The sequence below is a fragment of the Burkholderia sp. BCC0398 genome, from assembly GCF_902833245.1.
GTDB lineage: Bacteria > Pseudomonadota > Gammaproteobacteria > Burkholderiales > Burkholderiaceae > Burkholderia > Burkholderia sola.
This window is the reverse complement of sequence record NZ_CADFEM010000006.1, coordinates 59056-85474: the sequence shown is the minus strand read 5'-3', so window position 1 is coordinate 85474 and position 26419 is coordinate 59056. Positions and strand designations below refer to the sequence as shown.

Genomic DNA, 26419 nt, shown 5'->3' with positions numbered 1-26419 from the left:
GCGGGCGAGCGCGACGCGCTCGCGAATCGTATGACAACAGACAGACCCGATGGTAGACGCTCCGACGGGGCTTAAGCAACCATTCTTGAGAATTTACTTGAAGTTTCGCGCGTAAACTGCGTTGTTGCGTGACAAAGCGTTACTTTTCTCTTCGACCCCAAATAAAAACGGCGCCCCAAAAAACGGAGCGCCGCGTGGGCGTCGAAAGCCCGGCCGAGAGGCCGGCCTGCGCGTTACAGAATGTCCGACGCGTAGTCGGCGAGCCGCGAGCGTTCGCCGCGCGCGAGGGTCACGTGGCCGCTGTGGCCCCAGCCCTTGAAGCGGTCGACGACGTAGGTCAGGCCCGAGCTGCCTTCGGTCAGGTAGGGCGTGTCGATCTGCGCGATGTTGCCGAGGCACACGATCTTCGTGCCGGGGCCCGCGCGCGTGACGAGCGTCTTCATCTGCTTCGGCGTCAGGTTCTGCGCCTCGTCGATGATCAGGTACTTGTCGACGAACGTGCGGCCGCGCATGAAGTTCATGCTCTTCACCTTCAGGCGCGAGCGGATCAGCTCCTGCGTCGCCGCACGGCCCCATTCGCCGGCCGCGTCGTCGGTCTTCTGCAGCACCTCGAGGTTGTCGTCGAATGCGCCCATCCACGGCTGCATCTTCTCTTCCTCGGTGCCGGGCAGGAAACCGATGTCCTCGCCGACGGGCACGGTCGCGCGCGTCACGATGATTTCGTTGTAGCGCTTGTCGTCGAGCACCTGCGCGAGGCCGGCCGCGAGCGCGACGAGCGTCTTGCCGGTGCCGGCCTGGCCGAGCAGCGTGACGAAATCGATCTCGGGGTTCATCAGCAGGTTCAGCGCGAAATTCTGCTCGCGATTGCGCGCGGTGATGCCCCACACGTTGTTCTTGTGGTGGCTGTAGTCGCGCAGCGTCTGCAGCAGCGCCGTCTTGCCGTTCAGCTCGCGGACGATCGCATGAAACGTCGGCTCGCCGTTCTGCGGCTCGAGATAGACGAACTCGTTGACGAGCATCGACGCGACGAGCGGGCCCGTCACGCGGTAGTACGTGGTGCCCGTCTTCGTGTCCTGCCAGCTCTCCATGCCCTTCGCATGCTTGGTCCAGAAATCCTGCGGCAGCTCGCGCACGCCGTTGTACAGGAGATCCGAATCCTCGAGCACCTGGTCGTTGAAGTAGTCTTCCGCGGGCAGGCCGAGTGCGTGCGCCTTGATCCGCATGTTGATGTCTTTCGACACCAGCACGACCTGGCGATCGGGCCGGTCGCGCTGCAGCGCGCGCACGACGCCGAGGATCTGGTTGTCGGCCTTGCCTTCGGGCAGGCCTTCGATGGGCGCGATGTCGGCGAGCTTCGTCTGGAAGTACAGGCGGCCGAGCGCGTCGCGGCTGCCGAGGCGCGACAGCGGAATGCCGGCCGAGATCGGGCCGCCGTCGGCGACGAGCGCGTCGAGCGTACGGCTGACCTGGCGGGCGTTGCGCGCGACTTCGGACATCCCCTTCTTGTGGTTGTCGAGTTCCTCGAGCGTCATCATCGGCAGATAGACGTCGTGTTCCTCGAAGCGGAAGAGGCTGCTCGGGTCGTGCATCAGCACGTTGGTGTCGAGCACGAACAGCTTCTGCAGTTCGGCTTCGGCGGGCTTGCGGCTGCGCGACTTCGTCGCGGCGCCGGCATCGCGCGCGGGCGCGGCGGCCGGTTTGTCGGCGGCCGGCTTGTCGTTGCGTGCGACGACCGGTGCCGCCGGTTCGGCGGGCGTCTGCAGCGGCTGCAGCAGCGCGGCCGTCTGCCTCGTCTTGCGGCCGCGCGCGGGGGCGCTTGCGGCCTCGGGCGCCGAAGACGCGACGGCGCGCAGCGGCGCGGCCGTGTTCGCGGCTTCAATCATCGGTTGGGCCACGCTGGCCGGACCATAGTCACCGGCTGTGGATGCGTCCCCTTCGGCGGATTTCTTCGCGGCTTTCGCGGGCCGCGCTTTCGCCTTGTATTCGTCGGGCGGCAGCAGGCTGCCGAGCTTGCTGGGGGGAGTAGGCAAAGGCATGGTGTCCCTCGGGAGGAATCGTGTCGCATGGCGTGCGCCGCTGATCGCATCCTGCGTGACGTAGACGCATGCAGTTTGCGCGCGGTGGCGCACAGGAATTTCGTCTAGCCGGTTCGCCTAAGTGTCGATCAGCTCCTCGATGCGGTAAAGGCCGGACCGGGGCGGGCCGGCGCGCGTTCCATAAAAAAAGCCGCTGCCCCGTCGACAGGGACATGCGGCTCGGCTGATGCCGTCGTGATGCGCGTCAGGTGCCGTGAAGCATTGCAACAGGCACCGGCGCAGCTACGAGAAATATGGGGCGAACTGGCATTCATTGCGGCCCAATATAACGCGCCTCAAAGCGCTTGTACAGCCTTTAGCACGTCGTCCACGTGACCCGGTACCTTGATGCCGCGCCATGCCTGTCGGAGCACGCCGTCGGCGTCGATCAGGAACGTCGAGCGCTCGATTCCGCGCACTTCCTTGCCATACATTTTCTTCATCTTGATGACATCGAACAACGCGCACAGCGCTTCGTCGGCATCGGAGATCAGCGGGAACGGCAGTTCGAGCTTGGCCTTGAAATTGTCGTGCGAGCGGAGGCTGTCGCGCGACACGCCGATGACTTCCGCACCGGCTTTCTTGAACTTCGGATAGAGATCGCGGAATTGCAGCCCTTCGGTCGTGCAGCCCGGCGTGTTGTCCTTCGGATAGAAGTACAGCACGAGCTTCTTGCCCTTCAGGCCGGACAGCGAAATGTCGCCGCCCGTGGCTGGTGCGGTGAAATCGGGAACTTGACGGTCAACTTCGACGGACACGTGCTTCTCCTGTTGTTATGGAATGGCGCCGCTGCGGCGGCGCGGTTCGGCGGGGCGTCGCGGCAGCGCGCCGCAAGGGCGGGGCGGCGACGCCGGCTCGCGCGAATTCAGTCGGGCTGGACGACCAGTTCGCCGGAGCGGCCGGGGATTTCGCCCCACGCGACAGGGTACGATGGTAGCGAGTCGCGGTCCAGCGTCGCGTGGTAGTCGCCCATCGTCGCGAACGTATGGCCTTGCGCGCGCCAGCCGGCGAGCAGTTGCTCGAACACCGGCGCGAGCTTCTGGCCTTCCAGCTCCGCATGCAGCGTGAATACCTGGTCGTGCGGATTGGTTTCGGTGAACTTGAGGATGTGCGCGGCGACGTTGTGCGTGTCGATGCCGTCGACGCCGAGCACTTCGTCGAGCGTCGGCAGCGTGGTCGGCATCTGCACGTGCGACAGCGTGCGGCCGCCGACGACGGGCAGGTACGGCGAATGGCCGCGACCGTCGGATGCGTAGCGCATTCCCCATGCGTCGATCTGCTCGAACGCGGCGTCGTTCATCTGCCAGCCGGCCGCGCCGTGCGTGACGGGCGGCGCGCCGAAGATCTCGACGAAGCGCGCGTGACTCTTCTGCATTTCACGGGCGGTCCAGTCGCGATCGCGTGCACGCACGTTGTCCTGCCAGACCACGTGATCCCACGTGTGGATCCCGCATTCGAAGCCGGCCTCGTGAATCGCGCGCATGTCGGCGATCGCGCGACGGCCGATGTCGGGGCCGGGCAGCAGCACGCCGTACATCAGCTGCTTCACGCCGTAGTGTTCGACCACCGACGTGCGCGACACCTTCTTCAGGAAGCCCGGGCGAAACACGCGCCGCAGCGCCCAGCCGGTGTGATCCGGCCCGAGGCTGAAGAGGAAGGTCGCGCGCGCGTTGAAGCGGTCGAAGATGCGCGCGAGGTTCGGCACGCCTTCGCGCGTGCCGCGCAGCGTGTCGACGTCGATCTTGAGGACAATGCGAGCCAAGCGAACGTCCCGGTCAGCCTTGCTGTTCGACGAGCGCGCGCGCGTCGGCGACGTGGCCGCGATACGCTTCGAAGATGTTGCGCAGCGCGTCGTCGAACGTCGCCTGCGGCGCCCAGCCGAGTTCCTGCATCGTGTTGTCGATCTTCGGTACGCGGTTCTGCACGTCCTGGTAGCCGTTGCCGTAGTAGGCGCCGGACGTCGTTTCGACGAGCTTCACCTGCTTGGCCGAATCCGCGTACTCGGGGAATTCCGCGGCCAGTTCGAGCATCTTGTGCGCGAGTTCGCGAACCGAGAAGTTGTTCTTCGGATTCCCGATGTTGTAGATCTTGCCCGACGCGACGCCGCCCTTGTTGTCGATGATCTTCATCAGCGCGCTGATGCCGTCGCCGATGTCGGTGAACGCGCGCTTCTGCGAGCCGCCGTCGACGAGGCTGATGTTCTCGCCGCGCACGATGTGGCCGAGGAACTGCGTGACCACGCGCGAGCTGCCTTCCTTCGGCGTGTAGATCGAGTCGAGGCCCGGGCCGATCCAGTTGAACGGACGGAACAGCGTGAAGTTCAGGCCCTCCATCCCGTAGCCCCAGATCACGCGGTCCATCAGCTGCTTCGAACACGCGTAGATCCAGCGCGGCTTGTTGATCGGGCCGTAGGTGAGCGCCGACGCGTCCGGGTCGAACTGCTCGTCCGAGCACATGCCGTAGACCTCGGAGGTCGACGGGAACACGAGGTGCTTGCCGTACTTGACGGCCGAGCGCACGATCGGCAGGTTCGCCTCGAAGTCGAGCTCGAACACGCGCAGTGGCTGCTGGACGTAGGTCGCCGGCGTCGCGATCGCGACGAGCGGCAGGATCACGTCGCACTTCTTCACGTGATACTCGACCCACTCCTTGTTGATCGTGATGTCGCCTTCGAAGAAATGCATCCGCTCGTGGTTGACGAGGTCGCCCAGCCGGTCGGTCTGCATGTCCATGCCGAACACTTCCCAATCGGTGGTTTCAAGAATGCGCTTCGACAGGTGATGGCCGATGAAGCCGTTCACACCCAGGATCAGGACTTTTTTTGCTTTCATGAATGACGGGAAGAATGAATGAACTGCGCGAATTCCGCGGGCGTCACGACGGTTTCGCTGCCGTCGCGCTGCTGCCAGAGCTCGAGAATGGATAGGGCGCGGCTGTCGCCGCAGACGCCGAATAGCGCATTATCGCTTACGTGCAGGCCGGGCGGCAAATCCGCCGCGGCGGCCGCTGCCGCGCTGCCGGGCGCTGCAAGGCGCGCACGCGCGATCACGAAGCGCGCGCCGTCGACGTCCGTGAACGCGCCCGGATACGGGGGCGCGACCGCGCGCACCAGGTTGTAGACCTGCGCGGCCGGCTTCGACCAGTCGACGCGGCCGTCCTCGGGCTTGCGCCCGCCGTAGTAGCTGCCGGTCGCGAGATCGTTCGGCAGGTGCGGCGCCTCGCCCGCGAGCAGCGCGGGCAGCACGCGCCACAGCGTCTGCTCGGCGGCCACCGTGACCTTGTCGAACACCTGCGCGGCCGTGTCGTCCGGCAGGATCGGCACCGCCGTCTGGCCGATGATCGCGCCCGCGTCGGGCTTCGCGGCCATCTCGTGCAGCGTCGCGCCGGTCTCGGTCTCGCCGTTCAGCACGGCCCAGTTGGTCGGTACCCGACCCCGGTATTTCGGCAGCAGCGAACCATGCATGTTGTACGCGCCGCGCGGTGCGATCGCAAGCAGGTCCACCGGCAGCATGTGCCGGTAGTAGAACGAGAAGATGAAATCGGGCCGCGCGTCGGACACCGCGCGGCGCAGCGCCGGATCGGCGGGGTCGGCCGGCGTGAGCACCGGAATGCCGTGCTCGGCCGCGACGGACGCGACGCTGCCGAACCAGATGTTCTCGTTCGGATTGTCCTCGTGCGTGACGACCAGCGCGACGTCGACGCCGCGCGCGAGCAGCACCTGCAGGCACCGCACGCCGACGTTGTGATACGCGAAGACGACCGCGCGCGGCTTCATTGCGCGGCTCCCGGGCGGTTCGCGGCGGCCGGCACCGGCGGCATGCCGTCGTGCTGCTCGAGCACGGCCTGGATCAGGTAGCGGGGACGCGCGCGCACCTGCTGGTAGATGCGGCCGACGTATTCGCCGAGCAGGCCGAGCGCGAAGATGATCACGCCGAGCAGGAAGAACGTGATCGCGAACAGCGTGAACACGCCTTGCACTTCCGCGCCGACGATGAAGCGGCGCACGAGCAGCAGCACGAACAGCGCGGCGGAGCCGAGCGACAGGATCACGCCGATGAACGACAGCCACTGCAGCGGCACGACCGAGAAGCCCGTCACGAGGTCGAAGTTCAGCCGGATCAGGCTGTACAGCGAATACTTCGATTCGCCCGCGAAGCGTTCCTCGTGCGCGACTTCGATCTCGGTCGGGTTCTGCGCGAACGTGTACGCGAGCGCGGGGATGAACGTGTTGACTTCGCCGCACACGTTGATCGTGTCGATGATGCGGCGGCTGTACGCGCGCAGCATGCAGCCCTGGTCGGTCATCTTGATGCGCGTGATGCGCTCGCGCAGCCGGTTCATCATCTGCGACGCCTTGCGCCGCCACAGGCTGTCCTGGCGCTGCTTGCGGATCGAGCCGACGTAGTCGTAGCCCTCGCGCATCTTCGCGATCAGCTTGCCGATTTCCTCGGGCGGGTTCTGCAGGTCGGCGTCGAGCGTGATGACGATCTCGCCGCGCGACTGCGCGAAGCCCGCGAGGATCGCCATGTGCTGGCCGTAGTTGCCGTTGAGCAGCACGACGCGCGTCGTGTCGGGCCGGACGTGGAACTGATCGGCGAGCATCGCGGCCGAGCGGTCGCGGCTGCCGTCGTTGATCAGGATCACTTCGTACGACGCGTCGAGTGCGTCGAGCGCCGGATACAGGCGCGCGAACAGCGCGGCGAGGCCGTCTTCCTCGTTGTATACGGGGATGATGACCGATACTTCGGGCCGGTCGGTGTCCAGATGCGCGGCGCCCGGGTGCCCGGCGCCCGAATGCCCGGCGCGTGCTTCAAGGTGACTCATGTACGCTTATTTTCCGTATTGTTCGCAAATCTGATTGACGGCGTCGGCCACGCGACGCACGTCGCCTTCCGTCATCTGCGTAAACAGCGGCAGCGTGACGGTCGACGCGCCGTACCGTTCGGCGTGGGGGAACATGCCCTCCTTGAAACCGCGCGCACGGTACAGCGTGAAAAGATGGATCGCCGGGTAGTGGATGCCGGTGCCGATCCCGCGTTCCTTCATCCGCGCCATGAATTCGGCGCGCGTGATCGTCAGCCGCTCGAGCGGCAGCGTGACCAGGAACATGTGCCAGTTGCCGTTCTCGAATTCGGCGACCGGCAGGCCGAGGCCCAGCTTCACGGCCGCGCCGCCGTCGAACGCGGCGAAATACGCGCGGGCGAGCGCGCGGCGCTGCGCGGTGAAGCGCTCGATGTGCGGCAGCTGGCCGAGGCCGACGCGCGCGGCGACGTCGGTCAGGTTGTACTTGCCGCCGAGCACGTCGCAGTCCATCCCGTCGAAGCCGGTGCGCGTGATGCCCTGCAGCCGGTACTTCTGCGCGAGCACGGCTTCGTCCTCGTCGTTCAGCACGAGCGCGCCGCCTTCGATCGTCGTCAGGTTCTTGTTCGCGTGGAAGCTGAACGACACGATGTCGCCGATCGCGCCGATGCGCTTGCCGTGCCACGTCGAGCCGAACGCCTGCGCGGCATCCTCGATCACGCGCAGTTTGTGCGCGCGGGCGATCGCGTACAGGCGGTCCAGGTCGACCGGCAGGCCGGACAGGAACACGGGGATGATCGCCTTCGTGCGCGGCGTGATCGCCTGCTCGAGCTTGTCGAGGTCGATGTTGCGCGTGACGGGATCGATGTCCGCGAACACGGGCGTCGCGCCGGTTTCGATGATCACGTTGCTGGTCGAGACCCACGACGCCGGCGTCGTGATCACCTCGTCACCGGGGCCGACGCCCGCGATGCGCAGGCCGATCTCGAGCGTGCAGGTGCCCGAATTGAATGCGCGGACCGGACGGCCGCCGCAGTACTCGGACAGCGCGGCTTCGAATTTCTGGCACTGCGGGCCGGTCGTGATCCAGCCCGAGCGGAGCACGTCGACGACGCCCTGGATGGTTTCCTCATCGATCTCGGGGCGGGTGAACGGCAGAAACGGAGCGGTAGTCTGGCTCATGAACGCGTTGGGCCTGTAATGGCGTGTAATAAAAGGGTCGGGCGATCCGTCCGAAACCGGCATTAAACACCGGTTGGCCGATTCGCACCGTGATTTTTTGTAGGCGGACGCTTAACGAACGCCGGGGCCGCGGGCCGCGCTCAACTGCGCGCGAGCACGAGCACGCCGATCAGGATGATGCCGATGCCGACGAACTTCTGGATCGACAGCACCTCGCCGAACAGGTACCACGCCGCGAACGCGTTGACGACGTAGCCGAGCGACAGCATCGGGTACGCGATCGACACGTCGACCCGCGACAGCCCGACGATCCACACGACGACGCTCAGCACGTAGCAGCCGAGCCCGCCAATGATCGGCAACTGGGTAGCGATCTTGAACCCGACCGGGATGATGTTCGCACGGCTGAATTCGAAGTGTCCAACGGCGTTGACGCCGGCTTTCAGCAGAAGTTGCGCACAGGCGTTGAGCATCACGCCGGTGATGATGCAGACGAACGAAACGGGATTCATGCGAAGGACGTCCTTACGATTTCGGTTTCTCGACGATCACGCGGCGGTTGTCGCGCGCGACCACGCGCATCGGCACGCCTTCCTTGGCCAGCGCGTCGTACTGGCCGGGCGGCATGATCGCGAGCGCATGGGTGTCCTGCTTCCAGCGCGTGACCCATTCGCCGACGGTCGGGATCCACTTGTTCGGCTCGACCGAGATCCCGAACGCGAGCTCGTCCTGGCGCTGGACCATGATCGTCGTGTGGCCCATGTAGAACGGGAACGTGTGATCGAGCATTTCGATCGAGTAGAACGGCGTGTCGGGCGGCAGCTTCGCCAGTTCGGCGCGCACGGCCGGCGCGAGCAGCGCGCCCGAGCTGTAGCGGCCGAACTCGTCGTGCCCGGTGCCGCCGATCGTGCCGAACGCGAGCCATGCGGCGCCGAACGCGGCGAGCGCGGCGGCTACGCCCGCGCGGCGGTTCAGCCACGCGGCCGCGAGCGTCAGCGCGGCCGAGACCGCGAGACCGGCGTACAGCCACATCTGGAACGCGCGGTACAGCGCGTTCGGCGTGCGGGCGTCGCCCTGGTACGCGAGGAAGATGATCCCGAACGCCGCGGCGACGAAGAACACGAGATAGCCGAGCAGGTGGCGGCGGAAGCGCTCGGCCGTCATTAGCGGCAGGTACGCGCCGATGATCAGCGCGAGCGCCGGCGCGACCGGCAGCACGTACGAGATCAGCTTCGAATGCGACGCGCTGAAGAACAGGAAGATGAACGCGCTCCAGATCAGTAGCACGAGCATCGGCGAGAAGCCGTTCGGCTGGCGCGGCATGCGCAACGCATGGCGGATGCTCTGCCACGCGACGGACAGCCACGGCAGGAAGCCGACCAGCAGCACCGGCACGAAGTAGTACAGCGGGCCCGGGCGGTTCTGTTCCGGGGTCAGGTACCGGCGGAACTGCTGGACGACGAAGAAGAAGTTGAAGAATTCGGGGTTGCGCTGCTGGACGAGCACGAACCACGGCGTGACGATCGCGAAGAAGATCACGAGGCCGCTGACCAGATACAGGCGCTTCCACAGCGCCCAGTCGCGCGCGATCACCGTATACAGCACGAGCACGGCGCCCGGCAGGATCAGCCCGACGAGGCCCTTGGACAGCACCGCGAACGCCATCGCGGCCCAGCACGCCCACATCCAGCCGCGCACCGCGGCCGGGCGCAGCCCGGGCCGCTGCGCGAGCAGCAGCGAGCACAGCGACAGCGCCATCCAGAACGCGAGCCCCATGTCGAGCGCGTTGAAGTGACCCATCAGGTTCCAGTAAGGCGCGCTGGCCAGCACGACGGCCGCGAGGAAGCCCGACAGCGGATTGAACAGGCGCGCGCCGGTGTAGCCGACGAGCAGTACGCCGGCGAAGCTCGCGACGGCGGTATACAGGCGCGCCTGCCATTCGCCGATGCCGAACCATGCGAACGTCAGCGCGTTCAGCCAGGTTTGCAGCGGCGGCTTCTCGAAGTACTTGTAGCCGTTGTAGCGCGGCGTGATCCAGTCGCCGGTGACGAACATCTCGCGCGCCATTTCCGCATAGCGGCCTTCGTCGCTCGGGATCAGGTGGCGCAGCCCGAGCGGCGCGAACCAGACGATCGCGAACGCGACGAGCAGGAGGACGAGCGTGATGCGATTGAGCGGTAGCCTCGACGGCGTATCGTTCATGGGTTTTCAGCCTGTTGGTTATTGTGACGGGCCGCCGGCGGGTTGCGCCGGGGGCGGGCGGCCTGGCCGGGCCGATCCGGGGGATCGACCCGCTGCGCCGGCCCGAGTTTTACCGCAACCGGGATTAACGTTCAATTAAGAGCGCGGCGGCGACTTTGCGGCCTTCGGCCATCAGGATGTTGTAGGTGCGGCAGGCGGCCTGGAAATCCATCGTCTCGACGCCGATCCGCTTCGCGGTGAGCGCCGCGACGAGCCGCGGGTGCGGGAAGCGCAGCCGCGCGCCGCTGCCGAAGATCACGAGTTCGGGCGTCGGATCGAGCAGCATCGCGAAATGCTCGGGCGCGAGCGCGTCGAACGACGACACGGGCCAGGCCTGGACCGGCGCGCCGGGCAGCACGATGACGCTCGTTTCATGGCGTTCGAGATTGACGTCGACATAATCGGGGCCGTAGCCGGTGACGGTGTTGAGCGCGCCGCTCGTGTCCTGGTGCAGTTTCAAATCGGTATTCCGCGGTTCCGTAGGGGAATGGGTTGGCCGGGCCGCAAGGGCCCGGCAGGCCGGTTTCGCGCGCCCGGCCACGCGCGGACGCCCGACGGCGCGGGCCCGGCGCGGCTATGGTGCATTGCGAAAGTCGGCCAAAATCCGCTAAATTATAACTTTTTGGTCGCCTGCGGGCGCCACTTGCGTCGTGCGTCGCCACAAGCCGCGTCCGGCCGCCGCTTTTTCCCAGTCTAGACAGCGCGCACAGACCGGCCGCTTTCCAGTTTTGATCCCGTCCCCCGGCCGCAAGGCCAACCCAGGAACCGTGTCGTCGTGAAACCGATTCAGAAGTCGAACAAGCTGCTCAACGTCTGCTACGACATCCGTGGCCCGGTGCTCGAGCACGCGAAGCGCCTCGAGGAAGAAGGCCACCGCATCATCAAGCTGAACATCGGCAACCTCGCGCCGTTCGGTTTCGACGCGCCGGACGAAATCATCCAGGACATGATCCGCAACCTGCCGGCGTCGTCCGGCTATTCGGATTCGAAGGGCGTGTTCTCGGCGCGCAAGGCCGTGATGCACTACACGCAGGAAAAGGGCGTCGTCGGCGTCGGTCTCGACGACATCTACATCGGCAACGGCGCGTCCGAGCTGATCGTGATGGCGACCCAGGCGCTCCTGAACGACGGCGACGAAGTGCTGCTGCCCGCGCCCGACTACCCGCTGTGGACGGCGGCCGTGAGCCTGTCGGGCGGCACGCCCGTGCACTACGTGTGCGACGAGCAGAACGCGTGGATGCCCGATCTCGACGACATCCGCAGCAAGATCACGCCGAACACGAAGGCGATCGTCGTGATCAACCCGAACAACCCGACCGGCGCGCTTTATTCCGACGAATTGCTGCTCGAGCTGCTCGCGATCGCGCGCCAGCACGGGCTGATCGTGTTCGCGGACGAGGTCTACGACAAGATCGTCTACGACGGCCTCGAGCACACGGCGCTCGGCGCGCTGTCGGAGGACGTGATCACCGTCACGTTCAACAGTTTGTCGAAGAGCTATCGGTCGTGCGGCTATCGCGCGGGCTGGATGGCCGTGTCGGGCCTCGGCGGCGACAACCGCCGGCGCGCGAAGGATTACCTCGAAGGGCTCGGCATCCTGTCGTCGATGCGCCTGTGCGCGAACGTGCCCGGCCAGTTCGCGATCCAGACGGCGCTCGGCGGCTACCAGAGCATCAACGAGCTGATCGTGCCGAGCGGGCGCCTGTACAAGCAGCGCGAACTCGCGTATGACATGCTGACGTCGATCCCGGGCGTGACCTGCGTGAAGCCGCAGGCCGCGCTGTACATGTTTCCGCGCCTCGACCCGAAGCTCTACCCGATCCAGAACGACCAGCAGTTCATCCTCGACCTGTTGCTCGAGGAGCGCGTGCTGCTGGTGCAGGGCACGGGTTTCAACTGGGCGACGCCGGACCATTTCCGCGTGGTCTTCCTGCCGAACCTCGACGACCTGACCGATTCGATCAACCGGATCGCACGCTTCCTCGACGGCTACCGCAAGCGCCATTCGGTCTGAGCGGGCAGCGTCTCACGGAACTCACTACTTCTTACTCATCGATCACACGCAGCATGGAACCGATCAAAGTTGGCCTGTTGGGCTTCGGCACCGTCGGCAGCGGCACCTTCACGGTGTTGCACCGCAACCAGGAAGAAATCAAACGACGCGCGGGGCGCGGCATCGAGGTCGCGCGCATTGCCGTGCGCAACCCGGCCAAGGCTCAGGCGGCGCTCGGCGCCCACGCCGGCACCGCGCAGATCACCGACGACTTCAACGCGGTCGTCGACGATCCGTCGATTTCGATCATCGCCGAGATGATCGGCGGCACGGGCATCGCGCGCGAGCTCGTGCTGCGCGCGATCGCGAACGGCAAGCACGTCGTGACGGCAAACAAGGCGCTGCTCGCGGTGCACGGCACCGAGATCTTCGAAGCCGCGCGCGAGAAGGGCGTGATGGTCGCGTTCGAGGCGGCCGTCGCCGGCGGCATCCCGATCATCAAGGCGCTGCGCGAAGGCCTGACCGCGAACCGCATCCAGTACATCGCCGGCATCATCAACGGCACGACGAACTACATCCTGTCCGAAATGCGCGACCGCGGGCTCGACTTCGCGACCGCGCTGAAGGCCGCGCAGGCGCTCGGCTACGCGGAAGCCGATCCGACCTTCGACATCGAGGGCGTCGACGCCGCGCACAAGGCGACGATCATGAGCGCGATCGCGTTCGGCGTGCCGGTGCAGTTCGACCGCGCGTATGTCGAAGGCATCAGCAAGCTCGACGCGACCGACATCCGCTACGCGGAAGAGCTCGGTTACCGGATCAAGCTGCTCGGCATCGCGCGCCGCGCCGCAAACGGCATCGAGCTGCGTGTGCACCCGACGCTGATCCCGGAAAAGCGCTTGCTCGCGAACGTCGAGGGTGCGATGAACGCGGTCGTCGTGCACGGCGACGCAGTCGGCACGACGCTGTACTACGGCAAGGGCGCGGGCGCGGAGCCGACCGCTTCGGCCGTCGTCGCGGATCTCGTCGACGTCACGCGCCTGCATACGGCCGATCCCGAGCATCGTGTGCCGCACCTCGCGTTCCAGCCGGACAGCCTGTCGAACACGCCGATTCTGCCGATCGAGGAAGTGACGAGCGGCTACTACCTGCGCCTGCGCGTCGCCGATCAGACCGGCGTGCTCGCCGCGATCACGCGCATCCTCGCCGAATCGGGCATCTCGATCGACGCGCTGCTGCAGAAGGAATCGGAGCAGATCGACGGCGCGAACGGCGAAACCGACATCATCCTGATCACGCACGAGACGGTCGAGAAGAACGTCAACGCGGCGATCGCGCAAATCGAGAGCCTCGCGACCGTCGTGTCGAAGGTGACGAAGCTGCGCATGGAAGCGCTGAACTGAGGCTGACGACATGAACTACATCTCCACGCGCGGCGCCGGCATCGGCGAGCGCCATACGTTCTCCGACATCCTGCTCGGCGGTCTCGCGAAGGACGGCGGGCTCTACCTGCCGGCCGAGTATCCGAAGGTGTCCGCCGACGAGCTCGCGCGCTGGCGCACGCTGCCGTACGCGGATCTCGCGTTCGAGATCCTGTCGAAGTTCTGCGACGACGTGCCGGCCGACGACCTGCGCGCGATCACGCGCCGCACGTACACGGCTGCCGTGTACAGCAACACGCGCCACGGCGAGAACGCATCCGACATCACGCCGCTGAAGACGCTCGGCACCGAGCACGGCACGGCGCTGTCGCTGCTCGAACTGTCGAACGGCCCGACGCTCGCGTTCAAGGACATGGCGATGCAGCTGCTCGGCAACCTGTTCGAGTACACGCTCGCGAAGCACGGCGAAGCGCTGAACATCCTCGGCGCGACGTCGGGCGATACCGGCAGCGCGGCCGAATACGCGATGCGCGGCAAGGCCGGCGTGCGCGTGTTCATGCTGTCGCCGCACAAGAAGATGAGCGCGTTCCAGACCGCGCAGATGTTCAGCCTGCAGGATCCGAACATCTTCAACCTCGCGGTCGAAGGCGTGTTCGACGACTGCCAGGACATCGTGAAGGCCGTATCGAACGATCACGCATTCAAGGCGCAGCAGAAGATCGGCACCGTCAACTCGATCAACTGGGCGCGCGTCGTCGCGCAGGTCGTGTACTACTTCAAGGGCTATTTCGCGGCGACGCAGTCGAACGACGAGCGCGTGTCGTTCACGGTGCCGTCGGGCAACTTCGGCAACGTCTGCGCGGGCCACATCGCGCGGATGATGGGGCTGCCGATCGCGAAGCTGGTGGTCGCGACCAACGAGAACGACGTGCTCGACGAGTTCTTCCGCACCGGCGCATACCGCGTGCGCAGCGCCGAGCACACCTATCACACGAGCAGCCCGAGCATGGACATCTCGAAGGCCTCGAACTTCGAGCGCTTCGTGTTCGACCTGCTCGGCCGCGATCCGGCCCGCGTGATGCAACTGTTCCGCGACGTCGAGGAGAAGGGCGGCTTCGATCTCGCGGCCAGCGGCGATTTCGCGCGCGTCGCCGAATTCGGTTTCGTGTCGGGCCGCAGCAGCCACGCCGACCGCATCGCGACGATCCGCGACGTGTTCTCGCGCTACGACACGATGATCGATACGCATACGGCCGACGGCGTGAAGGTCGCGCGCGAGCATCTGGAGGCCGGCGTGCCGATGGTCGTGCTCGAGACGGCGCAGCCGATCAAGTTCGGCGAGACGATCCGCGAAGCGCTCGATCGCGAAGCCGAGCGGCCGGCCGCATTCGACGGGCTCGAGGCGCTGCCGCAGCGCTTCGAGGTCGTGAAGGCCGACGCGCAGCAGGTGAAGGACTTCATCGCCGCCCATACGGGCGCATGATGTGCCGCCGGGCGCGAGCCCGGCGTGCAGGCAGGACGGCCGGAATGCCGATTCGTCGAATGGATCGGGGTTCCGGCCGTTTCGTTTGGCCCGCAGGTTGGGTACGCGGACATCGCATGTGGCGCGAAATGCGCGAAACAAGTGTCAGACCTGCGGGTTCGCGCCGATCACAATCTTCGCATGTTCGCCATATCGCGCGTGCGTACGGCGGCGTCGCTACAATGACGTATTGATTCCAACGATCCCCGATTCCATCGATGTCGAACCCGAATCCCGCGGCGCCGCGCGCGCCGATGCTGTCGACCGCCGAGGCGCTCGCCGCGCTGCTCGATGCCGCGAAGCCGCTGCCCGGCGCCGAAACCGTCGCCACGCTCGACGCGCTCGGCCGCGTGCTGGCGGCCGACGTCAGCTCGCCGCTCGACGTGCCGCCGATGCATACGAGCGCGATGGACGGCTATGCGGTGCGCGTCGCCGACCTGCTGCACGGCGATCGGCGCTTGCCGGTGTCGCAGCGCATTCCGGCCGGGTATCCGGCCGCGCCGCTCGCGGCCGGCACGGCCGCGCGGATCTTCACCGGTGCGACGGTGCCGCCCGGCGCCGACGCCGTCGTGATGCAGGAGCAGACGTCGGCCGACGGCGACGCGGTCGAGATCCTGCACACGCCGAAGGCCGGCGAATGGATCACCGCGCAGGGCGCGGACATTCATCAGGGTTCGGTGATCCTGTCGGCCGGCACGCGGCTCACGCCGCAGGCGCTCGGCCTCGCCGCATCGGTCGGCTGCGCGCAATTGTCGGTCGCGCGGCGGATTCGCGTGGCGGTGTTCTTCACCGGCGACGAACTGACGATGCCCGGCGAGCCGCTGAAGCCCGGCGCGATCTACAACTCGAATCGCTTCACGCTGCGCGGGCTGCTCGAGCGGCTCGGCTGCCACGTGACCGACTACGGAATCGTGCCCGACTCGCTGGCCGCGACGCGCGACACGCTGCGCGAGGCCGCCCGCGATCACGACGTGATCCTGACGAGCGGCGGCGTGTCGGTCGGCGACGAGGACCACGTGAAGCCGGCCGTCGAGGCCGAAGGGCGGCTCGCGCTGTGGCAGATCGCGATGAAGCCCGGCAAGCCGCTCGCGTACGGCGCGGTGCGCCGTGGCGACGCGCGCGCCGACGCGCACTTCATCGGGCTGCCCGGCAACCCCGTCTCGAGCTTCGTCACGTTCCTGCTGTTCGTGCGGCCATTCCTGCTGCGCCTGTCCGGCGTGCGCGACGTCGCGCCGCGCGCGTTGTCGCTGCGTGCCGATTTTTCGCAGAGCAAGGGCGACCGGCGCAACGAATTCCTGCGCGCGCGCGTCAATGCGGCCGGCGGCCTCGACCTGTTCCCGAACCAGAGCTCGGCCGTGCTCACGTCGACGGTCTGGGGCGACGGCCTGATCGACAATCCGCCGCAGCACGCGATCAGCGCGGGCGAGACCGTGCGTTTCATTCCGTTTTCCGAATTGCTGTCGTAACGCGGCGGCTTCCGAACCATGAAGATTCAGCTTAAATTTTTTGCAAGCGTGCGTGAAGCATTGGGCGTGGCCGACGAAGAAGCCGACGTGCCGGACAGCGTGACGACCGTCGGCGACGTGCGTGCGTGGCTGCGCGTGCGCGGCGGCGCGTGGGCCGACACGCTCGCCGAAGGGCGCGCGTTGCGCATGGCCTGCAACCACGAGATGACCGATCCCGACACGCGGCTCACCGAAGGCTGCGAGGTCGCGTTCTTCCCGCCGGTGACGGGCGGCTGAGCTTTGCATGGGACCGGTGATGGCAACGATACGAATCCAGACCGACGATTTCGACCTGAACGCCGAAGTGGCGGCATTGCGCGCGCGCAACCCGAAGATCGGCGCGCTCGCGTGCTTCGTCGGCACGGTGCGCGACCTGAACGAAGGCGATGCGGTCGCCGCGCTGGAGCTCGAGCACTATCCGGGCATGACCGAGAAGGCGCTCGAGAAGATCGCGGCGGAGGCCGGCCGGCGCTGGCCGGGCATCGACGTCGCGATTGTGCATCGCGTCGGCAGGCTGCTTCCGCTCGACCAGATCGTGATGGTCGCGACGGTCGCGTCGCACCGCGGCGATGCGTTCGCGTCATGCGAGTTCGTGATGGACTATCTGAAGACCGAAGCGCCGTTCTGGAAGAAGGAAACGACGCCGGACGGCGAGCGTTGGGTCGATGCGCGCAGTACCGACGACGCGGCGCTCGCGCGCTGGGGCGTCGAGTCGGGCAATACGCGGCGCTGAGTGCGGCGCGCGGACGATGCGGCGATGTACCGCAGGTGCGGCGTCGTCGCGCGTGACGGGTGTTACGCGTCCGGGTCGACGCCGCGCCCGATGATCTTCGTCGGAAACGGCTCGCCGCGAGCGCGCGACGGCAACGCGTGCGGATCGTCGCCCGTGTCGCGACGGCGCGGCGCGACCGCGTCGAGCAGCGCCTGCTGTTCGGGCGGAATCCGGTAGTCCCAGCCGAACCGGCTCAACTGCAGGCTCTGCGCGATCCGCAGCGCGGGCTCCATGAAACGGATCGCCGCGGCCGGCGCGTAACGCGCTTCGACGGTGTTCAGGAACAGCGACAGCCAGCGGCTGAAATGGGCCGGCTCGATGCCGTCGAGCGGCTGGTGCGCCTGCTGCACGTTGCCGCGATAGCCCTTGGTGCCGAGCACGAGGCTCGACCAGAACATCACCATCTTCGGCAGATGATCGTCCCAGCGGCCGGCGAGCTTCGCGTCGAACACGGGCCCGAGCAGCGGATCGGCGCGCACGCGGTCGTAAAACGCGTAGACGAGAGCGCGGATGTTGTCTTCGGTCGGCTCGGCGTCGCGGGGGCGGGCCGGTACGGGTTCGGGCGAGGCAGGCAGGGCAGTCATGACAAAAAGGGCCGGTGGAGCAGGGCAGCGACAGGGCGCCGGCGCAGGCAACGAGCAGGACGCCGGCCGGATTTTGACGCAAAATAGCGTCCTGTAACCCCTGGAAAACGTGCAGATATCACGCATCTTATTGCGCGCACGCGATCCCGGCAACCCGGGGCCGCGCCGCGGGATCCTCGATCGGCCTTGCACGCGTCGCGATCGGCCCGGCTCACGTCGTTGGGGCACGATCGATCTTTTCCGTATTCGCTCATGAGACTCACCGACTACACCGACTATTCGCTGCGCGTGATGCTGTACCTCGCCGTGCGCGGCGAGGGACTCGCGACGATCCAGGAGATCTCGGACGCCTACGGCATCTCGAAGAACCATCTGATGAAAGTCGTCCAGCAGCTCGGCGAGCTGGGCTGGGTCGACACCGTTCGCGGCCGCAACGGCGGGCTGCGGCTGTTCGCCGATTCGCTGCAACTGACGGTCGGCCAGGTCGTGCGGGCGACCGAAAACGACTTCGCGCTGGTCGGCTGCTTTTCGTCGGATGGCGGCGAGTCGCGCGGCTGCGCGATCGAGCCGCAGTGCCGGCTGAAGGGCGTGCTGGCGGCCGCACGCGATGCGTTCTTCGCGGAACTCGATCGTCACACGCTCGGCGAACTGGCCGAGCCCGCGTCGCCGCTCGCGGCGCTGCTCGGCATCCGTCCGGTCGCGCTCGTGCGCGCCGCGCCGACGCCGGACGAAGCGCCGACGGCCGCCGAGCCGTCGTCCAACGCCCACTGACACGCGGGCGCCGCGGGCCCCTGCGTCCATCCGATCACACCGCCGGGCCGTTTTAAGGGTGTCCGGCATTTTTTGCGCTGAATCAACCCGAATTTCGCTTGAAAGCCGCATAACCATCCTCATCTTGGTGTTAATCGAAAATTGGAGGTCTCAACCAAATGAGAATCGACAAGCTCACCACCAAGTTCCAGGAAGCACTCGCGGACGCGCAAAGCCTCGCGGCCGGCCGCGACAATCAATACATCGAACCCGTTCACGTGCTCGCGGCACTGGTCGCGCAGCAGGACGGATCGGCCCGCTCGCTGATGTCGCGTGCGGGCGTGCACGTGCAGGCGCTGCAAGGCGCGCTGAACGAAGCCATTTCGCGCCTGCCGCAAGTGACGGGCACGGGCGGCGACATCCAGATCGGCCGTGAGTTGGCCGGGCTGCTGAACCAGGCCGACAAGGAAGCGCAGAAGCTCAACGACACGTTCATCGCGAGCGAGATGTTCCTGCTCGCCGTGTCCGACGACAAGGGCGACGCCGGCAAGCTCGCGCGTCAGCACGGCCTCACGCGCAAGGCGCTCGAAGCCGCGATCGCCGCGGTGCGCGGCGGCTCGCAGGTGCACAGCCAGGACGCGGAAAGCCAGCGCGAGGCACTGAAGAAATACACGGTCGACCTGACCGAGCGCGCCCGTGCGGGCAAGCTCGATCCGGTGATCGGCCGCGACGACGAAATCCGCCGTTCGATCCAGATCCTGCAGCGCCGCACCAAGAACAACCCGGTGCTGATCGGCGAGCCGGGCGTCGGCAAGACCGCGATCGTCGAAGGGCTCGCGCAGCGGATCGTCAACGGCGAGGTGCCCGAGACGCTGAAGGGCAAGCGCGTGCTGTCGCTCGACATGGCCGCGCTGCTCGCCGGCGCGAAGTATCGCGGCGAGTTCGAGGAACGCCTGAAGGCGGTGCTTAACGACATCGCGAAGGACGAAGGCCGGACGATCGTCTTCATCGACGAGATCCACACGATGGTCGGCGCGGGCAAGGCCGAAGGCGCGATGGATGCGGGCAACATGCTGAAGCCGGCGCTGTCGCGCGGCGAGCTGCACTGCATCGGCGCGACCACGCTCGACGAATACCGCAAGTACATCGAGAAGGATGCCGCGCTCGAACGCCGCTTCCAGAAGGTGCTCGTCGACGAGCCGAGCGTCGAGGCGACGATCGCGATCCTGCGCGGGCTGCAGGAGAAGTACGAACTGCACCACGGTGTCGACATCACCGACCCGGCGATCGTCGCCGCGGCCGAGCTGTCGCATCGCTACATCACCGACCGCTTCCTGCCCGACAAGGCGATCGACCTGATCGACGAAGCCGCTTCGAAGATCAAGATGGAAATCGATTCGAAGCCCGAAGAGATGGACAAGCTCGACCGTCGTCTGATCCAGCTGAAGATCGAGCGCGAAGCCGTGAAGAAGGAGCAGGACGAAGCGTCGCAGAAGCGCCTGCAGCTGATCGAGGAAGAGATCGACCGCCTCGGCCGCGAATATGCGGACCTGGAAGAGATCTGGACCGCCGAGAAGGCCGCGGTGCAGGGCAGCGCGCAACTGAAGGAAGAGATCGAGAAGGTGCGGGCGGATATCGCGCGCCTGCAGCGTGAAGGCAAGCTCGAGAAGGTCGCCGAGCTGCAGTACGGCAAGCTGCCGCAGCTCGAGTCACAGCTCAAGCAGGTCACGCAGGCCGAAGAGCAGGAGCAGCACAACCCGACGCGCCCGCGCCTGCTGCGCACGCAGGTCGGCGCCGAGGAAATCGCGGAAGTCGTGTCGCGTTCGACCGGGATTCCGGTGTCGCGGATGATGCAGGGCGAACGCGAGAAGCTGCTGCACATCGAGGAAAAGCTGCACGAGCGCGTGGTCGGCCAGGATGAGGCGATCAGTGCGGTGGCCGACGCGATCCGTCGTTCGCGCGCGGGTCTCGCCGATCCGAACCGTCCGTACGGCTCGTTCCTGTTCCTCGGCCCGACGGGGGTCGGCAAGACCGAGCTGTGCAAGGCGCTGGCGTCGTTCCTGTTCGATTCGGAAGAGCATCTGATCCGCATCGACATGAGCGAGTTCATGGAGAAGCACAGCGTCGCGCGGCTGATCGGCGCGCCGCCGGGCTATGTCGGCTACGAGGAAGGCGGTTATCTGACGGAAGCCGTGCGCCGCAAGCCGTACAGCGTGATCCTGCTCGACGAGATCGAGAAGGCGCATCCGGACGTATTCAACGTGCTGCTGCAGGTGCTCGACGACGGCCGCATGACCGACGGGCAGGGGCGCACGGTCGACTTCAAGAACACGGTGATCGTGATGACGTCGAACCTCGGCTCGCAGGTGATCCAGGCGATGACGGGCGCGCCGCAGGACGAGATCAAGGACGCGGTGTGGCTCGAGGTGAAGCAGCATTTCCGCCCGGAGTTCCTGAACCGGATCGACGACGTCGTCGTGTTCCATGCGCTCGACCGCAGCAACATCGAGTCGATCGCGAAGATCCAGCTCGCCCGCCTGCACGACCGGCTCGCGAAACTCGACATGGCGCTCGACGTGTCGCCGTCGGCGCTCGAGCAGATCGCGAAGGTCGGCTACGATCCGGTGTTCGGCGCGCGGCCGCTGAAGCGCGCGATCCAGCAGGAGATCGAGAACCCGGTCGCGAAGCTGATCCTCGCCGGCCGCTTCGGTCCAAAGGACGTGATCCCGGTCGACGTCAACGACGGCCAGTTCGTGTTCGACCGCGTCGTGCACTGATCGCCGGTAATCGGCGGTGCGCCCGGTTCGCACCGCCGGGCGCGCAAAAACAAACACCCCGCTCAGGCGGGGTGTTTGCTTATGGAGCGGCCGAAACGTTCGAAGCGGCCGCCCGGGCTGTCAGGCGTGCGGGCTCAGGCCTTGTTGCCGCCGAACATGCCGGCGAGCTGCGTGAGCGTGCCGAGCACGTTCGACGTGTCGAGCTGGCCGCTGGCCGGCACTTCGCCGTTCGGCGTCGCGCCGTTGACGACGTGCGGCAGCACCTGCGCGAGGATCGACGACGCTTGCGACGGATCGATGCCGACCTTGCTCGCGAGCGAGCCGACGACGTCCGAGCCGAGCACGTTTTGCAGCGTATCCGGCGAGATCGGCTGGTTTTCGCCGGTGCCGACCCACGAACCGATGATCTCGCCGGCGCCGCCGGCCTTGAACTTCTCGATCAGCCCGTTCAGGCCGCCCGGCTGGTTGTTGATGAATTCGAGCGCGGTCGCGATGAGCGCGCTTTGCGAGTTGCCGCCGGCCTGGCCGCCGATCAGACCGCCAACGATGTCGAGGAGACCCATGGTTCTTCACCTTCACTGAAAAGGGCGCCGTGACGACGGCGCCCGTTGAACGAATGCCGCGCGCACGCCGTCGCGCGCGCGCGGCGCACATCAGGCGCCCGACGCCGCGGCGGCGGAGGCGGCCTTGTCCTTCTTGCTCTTCTTCTTCGAACCCTTCGTCGCCTTCGCGGACGACGCGGCGGCCGGTGCGCTCGCGCCGGCGTCGGCGGATGCCGCGGCAGCGGCTGCCGCTTTTTCCTTCTTCGACGCGCGCTTGGTCTTGGCCGGCTTGCTCGCCGCTTCCGGTGCGCTCGCCGACGGCGCGGGCACCGCGGTCGTCGTGCCGGCCGTCGCGGTCGTGGACGTCGAGGCGGTGCCCGCCGACGTCGTGGTCGACGTGCCCGCCGACGTCGTCGCGGCCGGCTTCGACAGCTTCACGCCCTTCGGCGGCGTCGACGCGCCGCCGATCGTCAGGCCGTTTTCCTCGAGATGCCCGACCGACTTCGTGCCGAGGCCCTTCACGCGGTTCGCGAGATCGTCGGCGTCCTTGAACGGGCCGTTCTTGGTGCGTTCGTCGATGATCGCCTTCGACTTCACGGGCCCGAGCCCCTTCACGGATTCGAGCGCGGCTTGGTCGGCCGTGTTGACTTCGACGGCCGCGGCAAGGCCGGCGGCGAGCGACAGCGACAGCGCGACAAACAGCATCAGCAGCTTTTTCAGCATGGCAAGGGCTCCCTGGTTCTGACGGATGAATGGCTGTTGCAACGGACGACGACGCGCGAGCTCGCCGGGCGTCGCCGTTAAGCATAGGACAAATGCGTGCCCTTTTTGAGACAGGCTGACCGAATCTTGCTGAAGGCTTGCGGCGCTGTAAAGGCCGAAACCGCTGCGGGGCGCCGATTTTGACCATTCTTTACGGTGTCGCCGGGTATCGCGAGCGTATCGCGGGTGAACGCCCCACTGGCCGTCAGACAATGCTTGACTTAGAGTGAACTCTAACTCCTAACCTTGTTCCTGCCATGTCGAAAACCGTATCCCAACCCTCCGCCGCCGGTCCGCTGACGATCGGGCAAGTCGCCGAACTGACGGGCGTGTCGACGCACACGCTGCGGTATTACGAGCAGGCCGGCCTGCTGCGCGCGATTTCGCGCACGGCGGCCGGGCACCGGCTCTATGCGCCGGCCGACCTTGACTGGCTGGCCTTTGTGATGCGCCTGAAGGCGACCGGCATGCCGATCGCGCAGATGCAGGCGTTCGCGGTGCTGCGCGAGCAGGGCGCGTCGACGTTCGGCGCGCGGCGCGACTTGCTGGTCGCGCATCGCGACGCGGTGCGCGCGCATATCGCGGAGTTGCAGGCGAGCCTCGACGCGATTGGCGACAAGATCGCGTACTACGAGGCGCAGGAACGGGAAACGGAACGACGGGCGAAACCTTCACACTCTTTATCGGAACAGGACGGACACGATGGAACGACTCGTTGAGGATCGCTACACGCGCGGCTGGAACAAACTGAAGGAAATCGACGGCGAAGCGGGCGAACGCGTGATCGCGGCGCTTGCGCCGATCGCGCCGGACTTCGCGCGGCTCCTGGTCGAATTCAGCTTCGGCGACATCTACAGCCGGCCGCAGCTCGACCTGAAGGCGCGCGAAATCGCGACGATCGCGGCGCTGGCCGCGCTCGGCAACGCGCAGCCGCAACTGAAGGTGCATATCGAGGCCGCGCTGAACGTCGGCTGCACGCGCGACGAGATCGTCGAGGTGTTCATGCAGATGGCCGTGTATGCGGGGATGCCGGCCGCGCTGAACGCGCTGTTCGCCGCGCGCGAGGTGTTCGCGCGGCGCGACGAGGCGGCCGGCGTGACGGACGACGCGAACGAAGCGGCCGGACAGCCCGCATGACGGGGCGTGCGCCCGTGCGTCACGCGCGGTGCGGCGCGACGATCCGGTACTTCGTGATGCGCCGGTACAGCGTCGCGCGCGACATGCCGAGCGCCCGGGCGGTCGCGTCGGGCCGCCAGCGATGCGCGGTGAGCGCGGCGACGATGCGGCCGCGTTCGTCGTCGGGCAGCGCGCCCGGCGGCGCGCCGCCGAGTTGCGCGGCGAGGTCGGCCGGCAGGTCGCGGCGCGTCACGCGCGCGGCGTCGCACACCGCGCACGCATAGCGCAGCACGTTGCGCAGTTGCCGCACGTTGCCCGGCCATGCATACGCGGCGAGCTGTTCGGCGAGCGTCGCGTCGAGCGTGAGCACGTGGCCGGTCGCCTGCGCTTCCTCGGCGAACACGGCGGCGATCACGTCGCGCACGTCCGCGCGTTCGCGCAGCGGCGGCAGGTCGAACGTCGCGCCGCTCAACCGGTAGTACAGATCCTCGCGGAACGTGCCGTCGGCGACCATCCGCGCGAGATCGCGGTGCGTTGCGCAGATCACGTCGAGATCGACGCGCACGGGCGTATCGCTGCCGAGCGGCACGACCTCGCCGTCGGCGAGCACGCGCAACAGGCGCGTCTGTAGCGCGAGCGGCATGTCACCGATTTCATCGAGAAACAGCGTGCCGCCGTCGGCGAGCGCGATCTTGCCGCGCGCGCCGTGCTTGCGTGCGCCGGTGAACGCGCCGGCCGCATAACCGAACAGTTCGCTCTCGATCAGCGCTTCCGGCAGCGCGCCGCAGTTGACGGCGACGAACGGCCGCGCGCGCCGCGCGCCGGCGTCGTGGATCGCGCGGGCGAACACTTCCTTGCCTGCGCCGGTTTCGCCGAGCACGAGGATCGGCAGCCGTTTGCTCGCGACGCGCAGCGCGAGTTCCGCTTGTTGCGCGATGCGCGCATCGCTGCTGTGCAGGAACGGCGTCAGCGCGCCGACGTGACGCGGCGCAGCGGTGCCCGGGCGGCGCGACGCCGCGCCGGGGTCGCGGCCGGCGCGTCGTAGCGGCGCACGCAGCCGCGCGTAGAGCGGGGCGCCGGTCGCGCGCACGCGCAGCGCGACGATCGTGTCGAGCCGCGCGGCGTCGCGCAGCGGCATCTCGGTCGCATCGAAGATCTCGTCGATATGGCGCGGCTCGCGCAGCGCCGGCAGCGCGTCGCGCGCCTGCCGGTTCGCGGCGACGATGTTGCCGCATTCGTCGAATGCGATCAGCCACTCGGGCTGCGCCTCGACGTAGTGACGGTTCGGATGCCCGAACAATATCCAGTGCTGCGCGGTGCTGTGCACGAAGTAGCCGTCCTCGATCAGCGCCGCGCTCTGCCGCACGAGCTGGTAGACGAGACGCTGGCTGTCGCGGCCGTCGGGCGAATGCACGGCCGACGCGTCGAGCACGCCGATCAGTTCGCCGCCCGGCGAGAAGATCGGCGCCGCGCTGCACGTGAGCGTCGTGAACGCCGCGCGAAAGTGATCGGTCTTGTGCACGGTGATCGGCGCGAGATCGGTCAGCACGCTCGCGACGCCGCACGTTCCTTCCTCGCTTTCCGACCAGCACGAGCCGATGTGCAGCCCCGCATGGCGGAAGTCGTTGCGGCGTTCGCGGTCGATCCGGTAGTCGATCGTCACGCCGTGCGCGTCGGTCAGCATCACGCAGTAGTCGGCGACGCGAATCATGTCGTGCAGCCGCGTCAGGCACTGGCCCGACGCGCGCAGGAAGGCTTCCTCCTTGTCGCGCACCTCGCGCAGCTCCGCCGCGGTCAGCACGCGCGGGCCGATCGACGAAGCGGGGTCGAGACGGTAGCGCTCCAGCGACCGTTGCCACGACGACACGAGGCGCGCGGAATCCGCCGGCGCGGGCAGGCGTCCGGCGAGCGCGCCGAGTACACGGTCGGCGTGCTGGGCCTGGGGGACGGCGTAGGGCATGGTCGGCTCCGGTTCCGTACGGCGGGGATGTCGCTGTTCTTGTAGCACATCCGGTTCGGCGAATCACATTGCATCGCAGCACGCGGCGCGCATGAGACGGTCGTCTCACCGGTATCGCGCCGTGTCTCGCGCAGTTGAGACGGCCGCATGCGCGGCGCGCGGCGGCCGTGCGGCGGGGCGTCGCGTGCGCGGCGCGGCGCGAACGCAGGGTTTGCGGGCGGTACGCCGCGCATGCACGGGCGCCGCGGCAATCGCGTCGCCGTATCGGCGACGTGAGACGTCTGCGCGAATTCGACGCGCGCTGCGTCGTCACGGCCGCGCATCCGGAACCCGCGCATGCCCGCCGCGCCAGCGTCCACGCGGGTTTCGCGGCGATCGCACGCACGATGGCACGCCGCTTGCAGTAATGACGGGCAAGCCGCCGCGATCGCGTCGGCGACGACGATCCGCCGCCCG

At 67.2% G+C, this 26419-nt stretch carries 24 protein-coding genes and 1 pseudogene; 11 read left to right on the top strand and 14 right to left on the bottom strand.

Annotation, left to right across the window (positions count from 1 at the left end):
* Positions 1–233: 233 nt before the first annotated feature.
* Entirely contained in the window at positions 234–2036 is a 1803-nt protein-coding gene (locus tag HWX76_RS14785) for a PhoH family protein (RefSeq protein ID WP_050013238.1), read from the bottom strand.
* Between HWX76_RS14785 and HWX76_RS36680 the strand changes: the two are divergent.
* Positions 1932–2158 (top strand): annotated as a pseudogene (locus HWX76_RS36680) (hypothetical protein); the annotation flags it as partial. The gene HWX76_RS14785 and the pseudogene HWX76_RS36680 overlap by 105 nt on opposite strands.
* Positions 2159–2371: 213 nt before the next feature.
* Here the strand turns inward: HWX76_RS36680 and HWX76_RS14780 are convergent.
* From HWX76_RS14780 to HWX76_RS14740, 9 genes are all read right to left on the bottom strand, one after another.
* On the bottom strand, positions 2372–2833 hold the full coding sequence (locus HWX76_RS14780) for a peroxiredoxin (RefSeq protein WP_050013237.1): 462 nt from the start codon (positions 2831–2833) through the stop codon (positions 2372–2374).
* 107 nt (positions 2834–2940) lie between these two features.
* Positions 2941–3837 carry a polysaccharide deacetylase family protein gene (locus HWX76_RS14775; RefSeq protein WP_050013236.1) on the bottom strand — a complete coding sequence of 299 codons (897 nt, stop codon included), beginning with the start codon at positions 3835–3837 and terminating at the stop codon, positions 2941–2943.
* Between the two features lie 13 nt (positions 3838–3850).
* The gene (locus HWX76_RS14770; protein WP_060733329.1) at positions 3851–4906 is read right to left on the bottom strand and encodes a bifunctional UDP-4-keto-pentose/UDP-xylose synthase; all 1056 of its coding nucleotides are present in this window, start codon (positions 4904–4906) and stop codon (positions 3851–3853) included.
* Positions 4903–5850 (bottom strand): formyltransferase, encoded by a 948-nt coding sequence (locus tag HWX76_RS14765; protein ID WP_124554579.1) that lies wholly within the window; start codon positions 5848–5850, stop codon positions 4903–4905. The genes HWX76_RS14770 and HWX76_RS14765 overlap by 4 nt, the downstream gene beginning before the upstream one ends.
* Complete coding sequence (locus tag HWX76_RS14760; protein WP_050013233.1) at positions 5847–6899, bottom strand: glycosyltransferase; 1053 nt, start codon at positions 6897–6899, stop codon at positions 5847–5849. The genes HWX76_RS14765 and HWX76_RS14760 overlap by 4 nt, the downstream gene beginning before the upstream one ends.
* A gap of 6 nt (positions 6900–6905) precedes the next feature.
* Positions 6906–8057 (bottom strand): DegT/DnrJ/EryC1/StrS aminotransferase family protein, encoded by a 1152-nt coding sequence (locus tag HWX76_RS14755; RefSeq protein WP_176015995.1) that lies wholly within the window; start codon positions 8055–8057, stop codon positions 6906–6908.
* A 140-nt stretch (positions 8058–8197) separates the two neighbouring features.
* On the bottom strand, positions 8198–8569 hold the full coding sequence (locus HWX76_RS14750; RefSeq protein ID WP_050013231.1) for an EamA family transporter: 372 nt from the start codon (positions 8567–8569) through the stop codon (positions 8198–8200).
* A 13-nt stretch (positions 8570–8582) separates the two neighbouring features.
* Complete coding sequence (locus HWX76_RS14745; protein WP_124630766.1) at positions 8583–10259, bottom strand: glycosyltransferase family 39 protein; 1677 nt, start codon at positions 10257–10259, stop codon at positions 8583–8585.
* Positions 10260–10383: 124 nt separating this feature from the next.
* Positions 10384–10758, bottom strand: coding sequence for an Mth938-like domain-containing protein (locus tag HWX76_RS14740; protein ID WP_012328660.1), 375 nt, complete (start codon positions 10756–10758; stop codon positions 10384–10386).
* 315 nt (positions 10759–11073) lie between these two features.
* Here HWX76_RS14740 and HWX76_RS14735 point away from each other — a divergent pair, with 315 nt between their 5' ends.
* The 6 genes from HWX76_RS14735 to HWX76_RS14710 all read left to right on the top strand — a co-directional run bounded on the left by HWX76_RS14735 (position 11074) and on the right by HWX76_RS14710 (position 17433).
* The gene (locus tag HWX76_RS14735) at positions 11074–12312 is read left to right on the top strand and encodes a pyridoxal phosphate-dependent aminotransferase (RefSeq protein WP_050013229.1); all 1239 of its coding nucleotides are present in this window, start codon (positions 11074–11076) and stop codon (positions 12310–12312) included.
* Between the two features lie 53 nt (positions 12313–12365).
* The gene (locus tag HWX76_RS14730; RefSeq protein WP_089488504.1) at positions 12366–13694 is read left to right on the top strand and encodes a homoserine dehydrogenase; all 1329 of its coding nucleotides are present in this window, start codon (positions 12366–12368) and stop codon (positions 13692–13694) included.
* A gap of 10 nt (positions 13695–13704) precedes the next feature.
* Complete coding sequence (gene thrC, locus HWX76_RS14725) at positions 13705–15156, top strand: threonine synthase (RefSeq protein WP_124554576.1); 1452 nt, start codon at positions 13705–13707, stop codon at positions 15154–15156.
* Positions 15157–15413: 257 nt separating this feature from the next.
* Positions 15414–16661 (top strand): gephyrin-like molybdotransferase Glp, encoded by a 1248-nt coding sequence (glp, locus tag HWX76_RS14720; RefSeq protein WP_124630765.1) that lies wholly within the window; start codon positions 15414–15416, stop codon positions 16659–16661.
* Positions 16662–16679: 18 nt separating this feature from the next.
* Positions 16680–16937: a molybdopterin converting factor subunit 1 gene (gene moaD, locus HWX76_RS14715; RefSeq protein WP_050013225.1), complete on the top strand. Its 258-nt coding sequence runs from the start codon at positions 16680–16682 to the stop codon at positions 16935–16937.
* A 19-nt stretch (positions 16938–16956) separates the two neighbouring features.
* Positions 16957–17433 (top strand): molybdenum cofactor biosynthesis protein MoaE, encoded by a 477-nt coding sequence (locus HWX76_RS14710; RefSeq protein WP_050013333.1) that lies wholly within the window; start codon positions 16957–16959, stop codon positions 17431–17433.
* 62 nt (positions 17434–17495) lie between these two features.
* Here the strand turns inward: HWX76_RS14710 and HWX76_RS14705 are convergent, their stop codons facing one another.
* Positions 17496–18056: a group III truncated hemoglobin gene (locus HWX76_RS14705; RefSeq protein WP_089488503.1), complete on the bottom strand. Its 561-nt coding sequence runs from the start codon at positions 18054–18056 to the stop codon at positions 17496–17498.
* 252 nt (positions 18057–18308) lie between these two features.
* On the opposite strand from HWX76_RS14705, the gene HWX76_RS14700 reads away from it, so the two are divergent.
* Both HWX76_RS14700 and clpB read left to right on the top strand, forming a co-directional pair.
* Entirely contained in the window at positions 18309–18827 is a 519-nt protein-coding gene (locus HWX76_RS14700; RefSeq protein WP_050013223.1) for an Rrf2 family transcriptional regulator, read from the top strand.
* 158 nt (positions 18828–18985) lie between these two features.
* Positions 18986–21583 carry an ATP-dependent chaperone ClpB gene (gene clpB, locus HWX76_RS14695; protein WP_050013222.1) on the top strand — a complete coding sequence of 866 codons (2598 nt, stop codon included), beginning with the start codon at positions 18986–18988 and terminating at the stop codon, positions 21581–21583.
* 134 nt (positions 21584–21717) lie between these two features.
* Here clpB and HWX76_RS14690 read toward each other — a convergent pair whose 3' ends face one another.
* Positions 21718–22146, bottom strand: coding sequence for a YidB family protein (locus HWX76_RS14690; RefSeq protein WP_050013221.1), 429 nt, complete (start codon positions 22144–22146; stop codon positions 21718–21720).
* A 90-nt stretch (positions 22147–22236) separates the two neighbouring features.
* Positions 22237–22848, bottom strand: coding sequence for a helix-hairpin-helix domain-containing protein (locus HWX76_RS14685; RefSeq protein WP_124554575.1), 612 nt, complete (start codon positions 22846–22848; stop codon positions 22237–22239).
* A 296-nt stretch (positions 22849–23144) separates the two neighbouring features.
* Here HWX76_RS14685 and HWX76_RS14680 point away from each other — a divergent pair, with 296 nt between their 5' ends.
* Together HWX76_RS14680 and HWX76_RS14675 are read left to right on the top strand one after the other, a co-directional pair.
* Positions 23145–23606, top strand: coding sequence for a MerR family transcriptional regulator (locus HWX76_RS14680; RefSeq protein WP_124554574.1), 462 nt, complete (start codon positions 23145–23147; stop codon positions 23604–23606).
* On the top strand, positions 23590–24024 hold the full coding sequence (locus HWX76_RS14675; RefSeq protein ID WP_050013218.1) for a carboxymuconolactone decarboxylase family protein: 435 nt from the start codon (positions 23590–23592) through the stop codon (positions 24022–24024). The genes HWX76_RS14680 and HWX76_RS14675 overlap by 17 nt, the downstream gene beginning before the upstream one ends.
* A 19-nt stretch (positions 24025–24043) precedes the next feature.
* Here HWX76_RS14675 and HWX76_RS14670 read toward each other — a convergent pair whose 3' ends face one another.
* The gene (locus tag HWX76_RS14670; protein ID WP_050013217.1) at positions 24044–25963 is read right to left on the bottom strand and encodes a sigma-54-dependent Fis family transcriptional regulator; all 1920 of its coding nucleotides are present in this window, start codon (positions 25961–25963) and stop codon (positions 24044–24046) included.
* Positions 25964–26419 lie beyond the last annotated feature (456 nt).